At 69.6% G+C, this 13,223-nt stretch carries 15 protein-coding genes and 1 tRNA gene; 13 read left to right on the top strand and 3 right to left on the bottom strand.

What is annotated here, in order from left to right; genetic code table 11:
• Window positions 1–223: hypothetical protein (locus ACM2XV_RS07585; RefSeq protein WP_487026496.1), on the top strand; the 223-nt coding region annotated here is incomplete at its 5' end.
• On the opposite strand, the gene ACM2XV_RS07580 is transcribed toward ACM2XV_RS07585, so the two are convergent.
• Window positions 194–460, bottom strand: a complete 267-nt coding sequence (locus ACM2XV_RS07580) for a DUF4031 domain-containing protein (protein ID WP_487026495.1) — start codon at window positions 458–460, stop codon at window positions 194–196. The two genes, ACM2XV_RS07585 and ACM2XV_RS07580, sit on opposite strands and share 30 nt — an antisense overlap.
• Window positions 461–686: 226 nt before the next feature.
• Between ACM2XV_RS07580 and rplU the strand changes: the two genes are divergently transcribed.
• From rplU to ACM2XV_RS07530, 10 genes are all read left to right on the top strand, one after another.
• Window positions 687–995, top strand: coding sequence for a 50S ribosomal protein L21 (gene rplU / locus ACM2XV_RS07575; protein WP_344777367.1), 309 nt, complete (start codon window positions 687–689; stop codon window positions 993–995).
• A gap of 35 nt (window positions 996–1,030) precedes the next feature.
• Window positions 1,031–1,288 carry a 50S ribosomal protein L27 gene (gene rpmA, locus ACM2XV_RS07570; protein ID WP_344777369.1) on the top strand — a complete coding sequence of 86 codons (258 nt, stop codon included), beginning with the start codon at window positions 1,031–1,033 and terminating at the stop codon, window positions 1,286–1,288.
• Window positions 1,289–1,364: 76 nt separating this feature from the next.
• Window positions 1,365–2,888, top strand: a complete 1,524-nt coding sequence (gene obgE / locus ACM2XV_RS07565; protein ID WP_487026494.1) for a GTPase ObgE — start codon at window positions 1,365–1,367, stop codon at window positions 2,886–2,888.
• Window positions 2,830–3,666: a glutamate 5-kinase gene (gene proB, locus ACM2XV_RS07560; protein WP_487026493.1), complete on the top strand. Its 837-nt coding sequence runs from the start codon at window positions 2,830–2,832 to the stop codon at window positions 3,664–3,666. The genes obgE and proB overlap by 59 nt, the downstream gene beginning before the upstream one ends.
• Before the next feature lie 9 nt (window positions 3,667–3,675).
• Window positions 3,676–4,971, top strand: a complete 1,296-nt coding sequence (locus ACM2XV_RS07555) for a glutamate-5-semialdehyde dehydrogenase (RefSeq protein ID WP_487026492.1) — start codon at window positions 3,676–3,678, stop codon at window positions 4,969–4,971.
• Window positions 4,972–5,011: 40 nt separating this feature from the next.
• Window positions 5,012–5,245 carry a hypothetical protein gene (locus ACM2XV_RS07550; protein WP_487026491.1) on the top strand — a complete coding sequence of 78 codons (234 nt, stop codon included), beginning with the start codon at window positions 5,012–5,014 and terminating at the stop codon, window positions 5,243–5,245.
• Between the two features lie 30 nt (window positions 5,246–5,275).
• Window positions 5,276–5,872, top strand: coding sequence for a nicotinate-nucleotide adenylyltransferase (gene nadD, locus ACM2XV_RS07545; RefSeq protein WP_487026490.1), 597 nt, complete (start codon window positions 5,276–5,278; stop codon window positions 5,870–5,872).
• A complete protein-coding gene (locus ACM2XV_RS07540; RefSeq protein WP_487026489.1) occupies window positions 5,869–6,894 on the top strand; it encodes a hypothetical protein in 1,026 nt (341 codons plus the stop codon). Before nadD ends, ACM2XV_RS07540 begins: the two co-directional genes overlap by 4 nt.
• Before the next feature lie 18 nt (window positions 6,895–6,912).
• A complete protein-coding gene (gene rsfS / locus ACM2XV_RS07535) occupies window positions 6,913–7,296 on the top strand; it encodes a ribosome silencing factor (RefSeq protein WP_344777383.1) in 384 nt (127 codons plus the stop codon).
• 101 nt (window positions 7,297–7,397) lie between these two features.
• Window positions 7,398–7,470 (top strand) — tRNA-Ala (locus tag ACM2XV_RS07530).
• Window positions 7,471–7,492: 22 nt separating this feature from the next.
• On the opposite strand, the gene ACM2XV_RS07525 is transcribed toward ACM2XV_RS07530, so the two are convergent.
• Together ACM2XV_RS07525 and ACM2XV_RS07520 are read right to left on the bottom strand one after the other, a co-directional pair.
• The gene (locus tag ACM2XV_RS07525) at window positions 7,493–9,019 is read right to left on the bottom strand and encodes an MFS transporter (protein ID WP_487026488.1); all 1,527 of its coding nucleotides are present in this window, start codon (window positions 9,017–9,019) and stop codon (window positions 7,493–7,495) included.
• A gap of 26 nt (window positions 9,020–9,045) precedes the next feature.
• A complete protein-coding gene (locus ACM2XV_RS07520; RefSeq protein WP_487026487.1) occupies window positions 9,046–9,705 on the bottom strand; it encodes a type 1 periplasmic-binding domain-containing protein in 660 nt (219 codons plus the stop codon).
• A 128-nt stretch (window positions 9,706–9,833) separates the two neighbouring features.
• Between ACM2XV_RS07520 and ACM2XV_RS07515 the strand changes: the two genes are divergently transcribed.
• Both ACM2XV_RS07515 and ACM2XV_RS07510 read left to right on the top strand, forming a co-directional pair.
• Complete coding sequence (locus ACM2XV_RS07515) at window positions 9,834–11,048, top strand: HupE/UreJ family protein (RefSeq protein WP_487026486.1); 1,215 nt, start codon at window positions 9,834–9,836, stop codon at window positions 11,046–11,048.
• A gap of 68 nt (window positions 11,049–11,116) precedes the next feature.
• Entirely contained in the window at window positions 11,117–13,108 is a 1,992-nt protein-coding gene (locus tag ACM2XV_RS07510; RefSeq protein WP_487026485.1) for a purple acid phosphatase family protein, read from the top strand.
• Window positions 13,109–13,223: the final 115 nt, after the last annotated feature.

The raw sequence follows: 13,223 nt of genomic DNA, 5'->3' as shown, positions 1-13,223 counted from the left end.
CGAGCAGCCGCAGCCTCAGGCATCCGCCATCGAATTGCCCGAGGCGCACCCCGTGGCCGAGTCTCGCCGTGTCGACGCCGAGGCGACCGCGCAGCTGCTGGACTCGGTGCTCGACTCGCTTCCGGCGAAGCAGCCCCGCCGCAGCCGCCGGGTCTCGACGGGGGCGTTGACGACCGAGTCCGGTCAGTCGGGGTCAGCGCCGGTCGACGGCGCGGACGCGTAGACCGCTGCCGCGCAGACGCTCGACGAGCTGACGCATCGACACCGGCTGGGCGCCGAGGGCGACGAGCTCGTCATAGCGCTCGGCCGGCACGTCGTAGTGATCGAGATCGAACGCACGGCGTGGCACCCCGGCCCGTTGCGCGAAGTCATGCAACTCTTGCAGGGACGCATCGCTGACGAGATGCGACCAGAGTGTTCCGTGAGCGGGCCACGCTGGGCGATCGATCAGCACGGTCATGGGCCCCGAGCCTACCGGAGCGCACTGCGCGGCCGGTCGGCGGCGGTTTTGACCGGCCATGCCGCATCAGGTACTCTTGATTGTTGGCGTGCGCTGGCTCGTGCCGCGCCGTAACCTCGGTTTCCCGAGCCCGATCGATTGTCGCAGACAGTCGCTCGCAGGCCGGTGAGTCACCCAGAAATCAAGCATCGGAGCGGCTTCGCTCCCCGGAGAAGTAGGTACAGAAGTGGTTTTCGCAGTTGTGCGCGCCGGTGGTCGGCAGGAGAAGGTCGAGGTCGGCACCATCGTGACCCTCGACCGCATCAAGGCTGACGAGAACGGCAACGTCGAGCTCGCCCCGGTGCTCCTGGTCGACGGTGACAAGATCACCTCCGACGCCAAGGCCCTCGCCAAGGTGACCGTGACCGCTGAGGTCCTGGGCGACCTGCGCGGCCCGAAGATCGTGATCCAGAAGTTCAAGAACAAGACCGGCTACAAGAAGCGCCAGGGCCACCGCCAGGAGCTCACGCGCGTCAAGGTCACCGGCATCAAGTAGTCCCCAGGACTCCGAGAGACATAGAGGCACTCCAGATGGCACACAAGAAGGGCGCGAGCTCCACTCGCAACGGCCGTGACTCGAACGCGCAGCGCCTGGGCGTGAAGCGCTTCGGCGGCGAGCAGGTGAACGCCGGCGAGATCATCGTCCGCCAGCGCGGCACCCACTTCCACCCCGGCGCCAACGTGGGCCGCGGCGGCGACGACACCCTCTTCGCCCTGTCGGCCGGCGCCGTGCAGTTCGGCGTCAAGGGCCGCCGCAAGGTCGTCAACATCGTGACGGCCGAGGCGTAGACCACGAATCGTTGAGATTCAATGGAGGGGCGGGCTTCGGCCCGCCCCTCTTGCATTCACCCCTAGGAGAGACCTCATGGCGACGTTCGTCGACCACGTGACGCTGCATCTGCGGGCCGGTCACGGCGGAAACGGCTGCGTGAGCGTGCGCCGCGAGAAGTTCAAGCCGCTCGCCGGCCCCGACGGCGGGAACGGCGGGCACGGCGGCGACATCGTTCTGGTCGCCGACCCGCAGGTCACGACCCTGCTCGGCTACCATCGCCGCCCCCACCAGAGCAGCGAGAACGGCGGCTTCGGCATGGGCGACATGCGGCACGGTGCCCGCGGCGAGGATCTCGAGCTTCCCGTGCCGGTCGGCACGGTCGTCAAGAGCGCCGACGGCGAAGAGCTGGTCGACCTCGACGAGCCCGGCATGCGCTTCGTGGTCGCGGCCGGGGGCGTCGGCGGGCTGGGCAACGCGGCCCTCGCGAACCCGAAGCGCAAGGCGCCGGGCTTCGCACTGCTCGGAACGCCCGGCTGGGAAGGCGACGTCGAGCTCGAACTGAAGACGATGGCGGATGTCGCACTCGTCGGCTATCCGTCGGCGGGCAAGTCGTCGCTCGTGGCGGCCCTCTCCGCCGCGAAGCCGAAGATCGCCGACTACCCGTTCACGACGCTGACGCCGAACCTCGGCGTCGTCCAGGCGGGCGAGGTCCGCTACACCGTGGCCGACGTGCCCGGGCTGATCGAGGGCGCCAGTGAGGGGAAGGGGCTCGGTCTCGAGTTCCTGCGTCACGTCGAGCGCTGCACGGCCCTGCTCCATGTGCTCGACTGCGCGACGCTCGAGCCGGGGCGCGACCCGATCACCGATCTCGAGGTGATCCAGGCCGAGCTCGCCGCATATCCCGTGCCAGAGGGCCAGGTGCCGCTGCTCGATCGCCCGCAGCTGGTGGCGCTCAACAAGGTCGATGTGCCCGACGGCAAGGATCTCGCAGACTTCGTGCGCCCTGAGCTCGAGTCGCGCGGCTTCCGCGTGTTCGAGATCTCCACCGTGAGCCACGAGGGGCTGCGCCCGTTGTCGTTCGCCCTCGCCGAGATCGTCCAGGCAGAGCGCACACGCCAGGCGGCCGAACAGCAGGAGCGCCCGCGCATCGTCATGCGCCCGAAGGCCGTCGATGCCGTGCCCTTCACCGTCAAGGTCGAGGGCGGCAGCGACGGCACCTACTACCGCGTGCTCGGTCAGAAGCCCGAGGCGTGGGTGGCCCAGACCGACTTCCAGAACGACGAGGCGGTGGGCTTCCTCGCCGACCGGCTCGCGAAGCTCGGCGTCGAAGACGGGCTCTTCGCCGCAGGCGCTGTCGCCGGCGACACCGTCGTCATCGGGCCGGGCAACGGCATCGTGTTCGATTGGGAGCCCACGCTGACCTCGACCGCCGAGCTCGTCACCGCGCCGCGAGGCACAGACGAGCGCCTCAACCAGAACTCGCGTGCCACGCGCCGCGAGCGTCGAGAGCAGTACTACGAGCGCATGGACGGCAAGGCGGCGGCGCGCGCTGAGCTCGATGCCGAGCGCGAGGCCGGCCTGTGGGCGGGCGACGAGGTCGAGGGGGACCACGATTAGCGCACGACCCGTTCTGACCTCGGCCAAGCGCATCGTCGTCAAGGTCGGCTCCTCGTCGATCAGCGGCGAGAACTCCTGGCGGATCGCGCCCCTGGTGCTCGCCCTCGCGGCGGCGCATCGCAAGGGCGCCGAGATCGTCCTCGTGTCGTCGGGCGCGATCGCGACGGGCATGCCGTTCCTCGAGCTCGAGTCTCGCCCCGACGAGCTCGCAACGCAGCAGGCCGCGGCCGCCGTCGGGCAGAACGTGCTCATGCACCGCTACCAGGCGGCCCTCGACCCCTACGGCATCGTCGCGGGCCAGGTGCTGCTCACGGCGAACGACATGGAGGACCTGGCCCACCGCGAGAACGCGCAGCGGGCCATGGAGCGGCTCCTGCAGCTGCGCATCCTGCCGATCGTCAACGAGAACGACACCGTCGCCACGCACGAGATCCGGTTCGGCGACAACGACCGGCTCGCCGCCCTCGTCGCGCGGCTGATCGGCGCCGAGGTGCTGGTCCTCCTCTCCGACGTCGACGCGCTCTACACGAAGCCCCCGCAGCAGCCCGGCGCCGAGCAGATCCCGTACGTGGGCATCGACGACCGGCTGGCCGGCGTCGAGATCGGGGCGACGACCGTGAACGGGGTCGGCACCGGGGGAGCGGTGACGAAGGTCTCCGCCGCCCGGCATGCGGCCGAGGCCGGCATCGCTGTCGTGCTGACGTCGATCGATCTCGTGTCGCAGGCTCTGGACGGGGCATCCGTCGGCACCTACTTCGAACCGGCGCCGCAAAACTAGACTCGCCTCATGTCCCTGCTCGAGAATCCGACGGCGCCCCCGACGGGCGACTTCGACTCCGCGGCCTTCTACGCAGACCTCGACGACGCGAAGCGTGCGGCGCGTGTGCTCGCGACGGCGAACTCCTCCGCCAAGGACGCGGCGCTCGAGGCCGTCGCCCACGAGCTGCTCGCCCATGTCGACGAGATCGTGGCGGCGAATCGCGAAGACCTGGCTCGCGGCCGCGAGAACGGCTTGAGCAGCGGCCTGCTCGATCGGCTGACGCTGACGCCCGAGCGGGTGCAGGGCCTTGCCGACGCCGTGCTCGACATCGTCGGCATCGCCGACCCTGTCGGCGAGTCGGTGCGCGGGCGCACCCTGCCGAACGGCGTCCACCTCGAAGAGGTGCGGGTGCCGTTCGGCGTCGTCGGCGCCATCTACGAGGCGCGCCCCAACGTCACGGTCGACATCGCGGCGCTCGCGCTGAAGAGCGGCAACGCGGCTGTTCTGCGCGGCGGGTCGGCAGCCGAGCGCACCAACGCGGTCCTGGTCGCAGCCATCCAGGCCGCCCTTGGGCAGGCGGGGCTGCCGGCGGCATCCGTGCAGACCATCGATCGCTTCGGGCGCCGGGGCGCATCCGAGCTCATGCGCGCACGCGGCCGGGTCGACCTGCTCGTGCCGCGGGGAAGCGCGCAGCTCATCCAGACGGTCGTCACAGAGTCGACCGTCCCCGTCATCGAGACCGGGGCCGGCGTGGTGCACATCGTGCTCGACCAGAGCGCCCGCGAGGACTGGGCCGTCGACATCGTGCGCAATGCGAAGGTGCAGCGGCCGAGCGTGTGCAACGCCGTCGAGACGCTGCTTGTGCATGCGGATGCCGCGACCAGGCTCCTGCCGCCCGTGCTCGGCGCCCTGCGCGCAGCGGGCGTCACCATCCACGCCGACGAGCGCGCTCTCGCCATCTTCCCCGACGCGGTGCCCGCCACCGAGGAGGACTGGGAGACCGAGTACATGAGCCTGGACCTCGCCGTGCGCGTCGTCGACGATCTCGATGAGGCGATCGCGCACATCCGCCGCTACTCGACGAGCCACACCGAGTCGATCATCACGAACGACCTCGGCAACGCCGATCGCTTCCTCGCCGAGGTCGATTCCGCCGTCGTCATGGTCAACGCCTCGACGCGCTTCACCGACGGCGGCGAGTTCGGCTTCGGCGCCGAGGTCGGCATCTCGACCCAGAAGCTGCACGCCCGGGGGCCGATGGGCCTGCCCGAACTCACCAGCACGAAGTGGTTGGTGCGCGGTTCCGGGCAGATCCGCCGATAGACTGAGCCCGACGCCCCACGTCGAAAGGAACGAATCCGCAATGCTGCACACCGCCGTCCTCGCCGCGTTCGAGTACCAGGAGCACGAGCTGCCCATCCCGGCGATGGTGTACGGCATCATCGGCGCGGTCGCGTTCATCTTCCTCGGCGCCGTGACCTGGAGCTACAAGGATGTCGCTCGCCGGCACGCCCCGTCCCACGACCCCGAGGCGGCGCAGCACATGACCTCGACCGGCTCCGAGTCGCACGGCGCCGGCCACCCGGGCCAGCACTAGGTCGAGTCGGAGCCGCCAGCGCAGATGGTCGTGCCTCAGCAGGGTCGGCGACGTGTCGGCGTCATGGGCGGCACCTTCGACCCGATCCACCACGGCCACCTGGTCGCAGCGAGCGAAGTCGCTCAGTCGTTCGGCCTCGACGAGGTCGTGTTCGTCCCGACCGGCCAGCCCTGGCAGAAGGGCCCCGTCAGCCCGGCCGAGCACCGCTACCTGATGACCGTGATCGCGACGGCATCCAACCCGCGCTTCACCGTGAGCCGCGTCGACATCGATCGCCCGGGGCCCACCTACACGATCGACACCCTGCGCGACCTGAAGGCCGAGCGACCCGATGACGAGCTCTACTTCATCTCAGGCGCTGACGCGATCGCGCAGATCCTCACCTGGCACGACGTCGACCAGCTCTGGGAGCTCGCCCACTTCGTCGCTGTGAGTCGTCCGGGACATGAACTGAGCATTACGGGTTTGCCGACGGGCGACGTAAGCTTGTTGGAAGTCCCGGCACTGGCGATCTCCTCCACGGATTGCCGCAGTCGGGTGAGCAGGGGCTTCCCCGTCTGGTACTTGGTTCCTGACGGCGTTGTCCAGTACATCTCCAAGCACCATCTGTATCGGAGCGTGGCATGACGTTGAGGCAGGATCAGCAGCAGCCGCTGACGCGCCGTCAGCTCCGCGAGATGGAGCGGGCAGCACAGGTCGAATCGACCACCGGTGAGCAGCAGGTTCCCGCCGTCGCGCTCCCCTTCTCCGCATCGCCCGCCCCTGAACCTGCGGATCTGCGGCCTGTCGTGCAGACGGACGCACCGCCGCCCCCGGCCCAGGAGGCGACCCCGGAATCGGCCGCGGCCGCGCCGGTCGTGCCGCTCACCCGCCGTCAGCTGCGGGCGCTGCAGCAGGCGCAGGAGATCCAGTCGGCGCCGGTCGAGCAGGGCGCTCCAGCCGAGGCATCCGCTGAGCCCGCCCCCGCTGCTCCCATCGTCGACGTCCCGATCGCCGCGCTGCCGTTGCCGCAGGCGGCGGTCGCCGCCCCCGAGGTCATCTCCGAGGCGCCCGAGCCCGAGGTGCCTGCCGCGTTCACCGCCGCCGAGCCCGAGGTCATCGACGACGCGCCGGTCGGCCCGACGACGGGCGAGGTGCGGGCGTATCAGCCGCCCACGGGCCACTGGTCCCTCGGCGCGAGCGAGAGCTTCGACGACGTGATCGCGCAGGGGGCGGCCGACGCCCACACCCGCTCGGTCGAATCCTCCGGCGCCACGACCGCGTCGCACGCGCTGATCCTGCCGGTCATCCCGTCCGCCGCCGACATGACCGGCCCGCTGAACGCGACCGGCGAGATCCTGCTCACCGGGTCGATCGACCTGCCGCGCGGCCTCGGCGCCACTGGCCAGGTCCAGGGTCACTTCGACGGCCCCGACATCGACCACCTGCTCGACCAGCACGACCGAGACGTCGCGCCGAACTCGAGCGTCGAGCCCGTGGCGGCCACTCGCGCCATCTCGACGCACGTGCCGACGGTCAGCACGAACATCGTCCCGCCCAAGAAGACCAGCCACAAGGTCGGCGCGATCGTGGGCGTCTCCGTCGGAGGCGTCGCGGCGCTCGGCGTGATCGGCGCAGTCGTCGCCGGCTTCGTCTTCCACGCGTTCTAAAGACAGAGAGATCACTGCATGACGGCATCCGCCCAGGCCCGAGAGCTGCTCCAGCTGGCTGCGGTCGCAGCCGACTCGAAGGCCGGCGAAGAGCTCGTCGCACTCGATGTGAGCGGCCCGCTTCCTCTGACGGACATCTTCCTGCTGGTCTCCGGCAACTCCGAGCGCAACGTCGTCGCCATCTCCGATGCCGTCGAGGACGCGCTGAACGAGGCCGGTGTGAAGACTCTGCGCCGTGAGGGCAAAGAGCAGGGCCGCTGGGTGCTGCTCGACTTCGGCGATCTCGTGGTGCACGTCTTCCACCAGGAGGACCGCCAGTACTACGCCCTCGAGCGGCTGTGGCGAGACTGCCCGGTGGTGCCCTTCGAGCTGCCGCACTCGGCCGTTGCGGGCCAGGGGTGACGGGGCGCTGAGCCGCCCTCGATTTCTTGGCACGCCGTTCGCTGTAGTAAGCTGAACGAGTTGCCGCGAGGGGAAACCGAACGGCAACGACAACCGAATACGGGTCTGTGGCGCAGCTGGTAGCGCACCTGCATGGCATGCAGGGGGTCAGGGGTTCGAGTCCCCTCAGATCCACCGAAGAGCGCGAAACCCCCGGTCAGTGACCGGGGGTTTCGTCGTCTTCGGACCGCAGCTGCGTGAGATCGTGCGAGCCGGTCAGGGCTCGATCGGCGAGGGAGGAATTCGGCAGCGAAGCCGATCGGTCGTCGGCATCCGTCTCACCGGCGCGCGAGCGCTCCTCGATCTCGCGGTTCATCTGCACCAGTTGCGCATCGCTCAGGCGATAGCGGCTGATGACGATGATCGCGACGACGAGCAGGGCGGCGGGGATGACCGACACCAGCCACAGGATGCCCTGCTGCGCCCCGGCGCTCTGGCGCTCGGTGTCCGAGACGTAGCCCGTGAGGGCGAGCACGATGCCGGGAATGACGCCGCCGAGCGCGAAGCCCGCCTTGAAGAAGATGCCGGTCAGGGCGTTGACGATGCCCGAGATGCGCCGCCCGGTCTTCCACTCGCCGAAGGTGATCACCTCGGGCACGAGCGCCCACATATAGCCGGTCGCGACGATGATGCCGATGGATCGGACCACCTGGGCGACGAGCACCCAGGCGACATGGTGCTCGGGGTCGGGAATGAAGTAGAGCATCGCGAGACCGACGATGCCCACGACGAGGAATGCGACGAACAGGGCGCGCTTGCCGATGGCGCGGCGGATGGCGGGCACGATCGGGAGGAAGACGAAGGCGGGCAGCACGCCGAGGGCGTTGAACCAGCCGGCGAGGTCCTCGCGATGCACGACCTCTGTCATGTAGTACGCCGCGCCCGAGTTGCCGACCGCCATCATGGCGAACGCCGTGATGAAGAAGAAGGCCAGGGTGCGCAGGGGCCCGTTGCGGCGGAACTCGACGAGCAGGTCGGAGATCTTCACGTCGTCCTGATGCGCGGCATCCATCACCACGCGCTCACGTGTCTGGCTGAAGCAGAACACCAGCACGACGAGGCCGACCGCGGCGAAGATGAGCATCGTCGTCTGCCAGGCGCCGGCCGCGGCGGGCGTCCCCCAGTCGCCCGTCGGCGAGATCGCCTGCACGATCACCGGCACACCGAACGCCACGGCGAGTCCGCCGATGTTCGCCATGAACATGCGCGTCGTCGTGAGGACCGAGATCTCCTCGTTGTCGCGCGTGAGCGATGCGTTCAGCGCACCGTACGGCACGTTCAGCAGCGTGTAGAGCATCGAGAGGCCGACGTACGTGATGTAGGCGTAGAGCAGCGAGCCCGAGAAGCCGTTCCAGAACACGAGGACGGCGAACACCGACAGTGGGATGCCCGCCAGGACGAGGTAGCCGCGGTACCGCCCCCAGGGCGTCGTGTGCTTGTCGACGAAGGTGCCGACGAGCGGGTCCCACACGACGTCGACGAGGCGCACGACCAGGAACATGGTCGCGGCCACGCCGGCGCCGAGGCCGAAGACCTGCGTGTAGAAGAACAGCAGATAGGTCGCGACCGTGTTGTAGATGAGGTTCTGCGCGAGATCGCCCGCACCGAAGCCGACCCGCTGCAGCCAGTTCAGCCGATAGAAGCCGTGCTCGGCGGCATCGGGGCTTGCGTCAGTGCTCGCCATGGTTCCCGAGTGTAGGGCCGCGTGCGTCAGTCGATCCAGAGGACGACGCCGGTCATCCCGGTGAGGACGGCGGCGACGCCGGCACGGACGCCGCGGCCGCAGCGCTCCGTCGTGAAGCTCGCCGCGTCGTAGCTCGAGGACATGCCAAGGCCTTCGCCGCGGAACGATGCCCCTGTCCAGTCGACGGCGGTGACGTTGCCGGTGGGCTCGGCGATCTCGGCGCCGACGACGAGGAACTTTTGGTCGAGGTGGCTCGCCGTCACGGTCGCGAGCGGGTCGATCAGATCGTCGCCCGCCGTCACGATCAGATCGGGGCGCAGCCTCATCGCCTGCACGATGCCGTCGATGAGGTCGTCGTCGGCCGCCACGGTGCGCAGCTCGACGTGCTCGGCGTCGGCCCAGGACCTGATCGCGGTGACGAGCGTCTTCGTCGGCGTGTCGTGCCCCGCGGTCAGCAGGACGACGCGCATTCCGGGGGCGGGGCGGACCTCGTCCCACGACCCGGGTTCCGGGTGCACCGTCGCCTCCGGGCTCGGCGAGGTCTCGGGGGCGAATCCGGCTGCCGGCTCGCCGAGAGCGCTGGGCGCCGCGTGCGGAGTGTCCCAGTCGGACTGCGCGCAGCCCGCCAAGAGGGCCGCCGAAAGGAGTCCGGCGGCGATCACGGCGAGGGAACGGAGCAGGGGCACATCACCACCCTCTCCGATGCGGCGGTCGGCTCGACGCGATTCCGGGTCGCGTTCATCTTCCGTTCGCCCCGGGACAGGAACCCATTAATCCCCGCACTGAATCGTCATAGCCAACCCGAAGGAGTTCCATGCCCGCCCCCGCCCGCCGGGTCGCCCTGACCCTGCTCGCCGCCACCGCGGTCGCCGTGCTCGGCTTCCTGACCTCGGCGCCGGCCGCCGCCCACGGCTTCACCTCGGTCGTCTACGCCACGGTGACGGCGGATCGTGCCGGGCATGTGGGCGCGAGGCTCGAGCTCGAGTACGACCTGCTGATCGTCTCCGCAGCCGACGCGCACGGCGACGATGCGCTCTTCGAAGCGGGGCAGCCGGCTTTCGACGAGGGCGATGAGAGGGCCGAGGCGGCAGCACTCGACGCGCATGCCGACACGGTGCTCGGCTATGTGGCCGAGCACTTCACCGTGGCGTCCGCAGACACTGCGTGCAGGCCGCGGATCGACGGGCCCGTGACGATGACGCAGCGTGACGGTGCCCCGTACGCGAGCATCGCGTTCGACTACAGCTGCCCGACGCCGAGCTCGGCGCACGTGATCGAGAGCACGCTCTTCCCGGATTCGGAGGGCTATGTGCGTGACACGAAGACCGTGTTGAGCTACACGCTGGACACGCACTCCGGCAGTGCGGCGCTCGACGCTCAGCACCCGTCGTTCTCGACGGCGCAGAGCACGGGCGAGAGGTTCTGGGAGTTCTTCCGGCTCGGCGCGGAGCACCTGCTGAGCGGCATCGACCACATCCTGTTCCTCCTCGCGCTGATCGCGGGCTCCCGCCGTCTGCGCGAGGTGATCTACGCGGCGACGACCTTCACGCTCGCGCACTCGGTGACCTTCATCCTGGCCGCGACACATGTGGTGAGCGCCCCGGCCGCCCTCGTCGAGCCGGTGATCGCGCTCTCGATCACCGCGGTCGCGGCCTGGTACCTGTGGCGGCTGTGGCGCGGGCGGGCAGATGCCGCATGGCTCGACATCGCGCGCGGGCCGCTGGGGCTCGACCGGCCCGGCTGGCTGCGCCTCGGCGTCGTGTTCGTCTTCGGGCTCGTGCACGGGCTCGGCTTCGCCAGCGCGCTCGGCATCGACGAGCCGTGGTCATGGACGCTGCTGTGGTCGCTGCTCGTCTTCAACGTCGGGATCGAGGCCGTGCAGCTCTCGATCATCGCGGTCGTCTTCCCGTTGCTCGCCCTGCTGCGGCGCCGCTCGCCGCGGCTCTTCGTCTGGGTGACGGTCGTCACCGCCACCGCCGTCTCGATCGCGGGGCTCGTCTGGTTCGTCCAGCGGGTGCTCGGCGTGTGAGGCGGCCCATGAGCTCATTCCCCTCGCAGTACAACGCAGTTCCCACCTCGAAGAGAACGGATCACTCCATGCCCGAAACCGCAGCAACGCAGATGCTGCGCCGCGGTCGCCGTCGCGCGACCGTCGTCCTCTCCGCCGTCGCGCTCGGCGCGTCGTGCGTGCTCGGCGGCATCGCCGCCACCCCCGCCCTGGCAGCCGACACCCCGTCGGCGAACCAGACCGGCATCGTCCTGGGCGTCGGCGCCACGGAGTCCCAGCGCATCCTGAGCTGGTACACCGCCGTCGACACTGCGCAGGAGGTGCAGCTCGCGCCTACCGCCGCACTGGTGGACGGCGCGTTCCCCGCTGATGCGGTGAGCTTCGCCGCGCTCGGCGCGGCGAACACGACGACGACCGGCTACAACCGGCACGCCACGCTGGACGGCCTGCAGGAGAACACGCAGTACTCGTACCGCGTGGGCTCCGACGGCGACTGGTCGGCGACCTACTCGTTCAAGACGCAGTCCTTCGACGGCCCGTTCGACTTCCTGTTCTACGGCGACCCGCAGATCGGCTCCTCGGGCGACGCCGTCGCCGACGGCGCCGGCTGGGCCGACACCCTGGACGTGTCGCTGGCCGCGAACCCGAACGCCGAGCTCCTCGTCTCGGGCGGCGACCAGGTCGAGAGCGCGAACACCGAGGCGCACTGGAACAACTTCCTCATCTCCGACAAGCTGCGCGAGTACCCGTGGGCCGCGACCATCGGGAACCACGACGTCGGCGGCAAGGCGTACGAGCAGCACTTCTACACGCCGAACACCGATCGCACGGCCCCGTACTACAGCAACGGCAACCCGGCGGGCGCAAGCTCGGGCGGCGACTACTGGTACATCTACAAGGACGTGCTGTTCATCGACCTCAACAGCAACAGCTACGCCACCTCGCAGGGCGGGGGCGGAGATGCCGCGCACATCTCCTATGTCACCGATGTGGTGAGCCAGCACGGCGCCGAGGCGAAGTACACCGTGCTCGTCTACCACCACGCGATCTACTCGCCGGCCGATCACGCGAAGGACGGTGACAACAAGGTGCGCCGCGTCGACTTCCCGACGACGTTCTCGAAGCTCGGCGTCGATCTGGTGCTCCAGGGCCACGACCACAGCTATTCGCGCAGCTATGAGATCAAGAACGGTCAGAAGGCGAACCCGGACGAGCAGCCTGGCCAGGAAGAGGTCAACGTGGGCCCCGGCGGCGTCATCTACGTCACCGCGAACTCGGCCTCCGGCTCGAAGTACTACGACATCACCGCCCCCGACAACAGCGGGACGAGCGGCGCCGGCAACGGCGCGGACCCGCTGAAGCCGCAGGACTACTGGTACAACTCGGTGCAGAACCAGGAGCACGTCCGCACGTACGTGAAGGTGTCCGTGCAGTCTGACCAGCTCGTCGTGCAGAACGTGCGCAGCGGGACCTGCGCCGCGCCGAACGCGGCCGTCGAGCGTCACAACGTCTCGTGGTGCGGTCCGGACAGCGGGGCATCCGCCGCGCAGCCGGTCGGCTCGATCGTGGACAAGGTGACCATCCGCCCGAACCACGGCAACGGCCAGGACATCCAGGTCACCGTGCCGCAGGCCGCCCCCGGTGAGTTCGGGTGGACGATCGACGGGCACAACGGCCTCGTCGATCTCGGCACCGCCGTCGAGAAGCCGGGCGACTACTTCGAGGCGCAGGGCCAGATCAACCCGATCGCCGTGACGGACACCCGCAGCTCGCGCGCGCCGTGGTCGATCTCGGCCGCGGTCGGCGACTTCCGCGACGGCACCAACACCTTCTCGGGGAAGTACCTCGGCTGGGCGCCGAAGGTCACCACCCCCGGAGCGGGTGCGGCGGCAGGCGCGACCGTGGTGTCGGGCTTCGACGGCGGGGACGGCCTCTCGGTGTCCCGCACGCTCGGCACCGCCGGCCAGGGGCACGAGCGCGGCACGGCGAAGCTCGGCGCCGGGCTCGACCTGAAGATCCCGACCGAGGTGAGCAAGGGCAGCTACCGCGGCACCCTCACCATCACCGCACTGAGCGAGTAATCCGCGCGGTGCCAGAGACGACCCGGCGCGGGTGGGACACGCACGCCCACCCGCGCCGGGCCACCACCGTTCTTCTTTCCCCCTGAGGACCGCCATGCACACCACCGCCGCCCGC

The organism is Gryllotalpicola sp. CP2-P1, from assembly GCF_057512245.1.
Note: the sequence above shows the minus strand (reverse complement) of the source record. Positions and strands in the feature narration are given on the sequence as shown.

What these genes read in the sequence shown, in the direction of transcription:
- ACM2XV_RS07580 (WP_487026495.1), bottom strand. Translation starts at nt 460, where the DNA reads ATGACCGTGCTGATCGATCGCCCAGCGTGGCCCGCTCACGGAACACTC.
- rpmA (WP_344777369.1), top strand. Translation starts at nt 1,031, where the DNA reads ATGGCACACAAGAAGGGCGCGAGCTCCACTCGCAACGGCCGTGACTCG.
- obgE (WP_487026494.1), top strand. Translation starts at nt 1,365, where the DNA reads ATGGCGACGTTCGTCGACCACGTGACGCTGCATCTGCGGGCCGGTCAC.
- proB (WP_487026493.1), top strand. Translation starts at nt 2,830, where the DNA reads ATGCCGAGCGCGAGGCCGGCCTGTGGGCGGGCGACGAGGTCGAGGGGG.
- ACM2XV_RS07555 (WP_487026492.1), top strand. Translation starts at nt 3,676, where the DNA reads ATGTCCCTGCTCGAGAATCCGACGGCGCCCCCGACGGGCGACTTCGAC.
- ACM2XV_RS07550 (WP_487026491.1), top strand. Translation starts at nt 5,012, where the DNA reads ATGCTGCACACCGCCGTCCTCGCCGCGTTCGAGTACCAGGAGCACGAG.
- ACM2XV_RS07540 (WP_487026489.1), top strand. Translation starts at nt 5,869, where the DNA reads ATGACGTTGAGGCAGGATCAGCAGCAGCCGCTGACGCGCCGTCAGCTC.
- rsfS (WP_344777383.1), top strand. Translation starts at nt 6,913, where the DNA reads ATGACGGCATCCGCCCAGGCCCGAGAGCTGCTCCAGCTGGCTGCGGTC.
- ACM2XV_RS07525 (WP_487026488.1), bottom strand. Translation starts at nt 9,019, where the DNA reads ATGGCGAGCACTGACGCAAGCCCCGATGCCGCCGAGCACGGCTTCTAT.
- ACM2XV_RS07515 (WP_487026486.1), top strand. Translation starts at nt 9,834, where the DNA reads ATGCCCGCCCCCGCCCGCCGGGTCGCCCTGACCCTGCTCGCCGCCACC.
- ACM2XV_RS07510 (WP_487026485.1), top strand. Translation starts at nt 11,117, where the DNA reads ATGCCCGAAACCGCAGCAACGCAGATGCTGCGCCGCGGTCGCCGTCGC.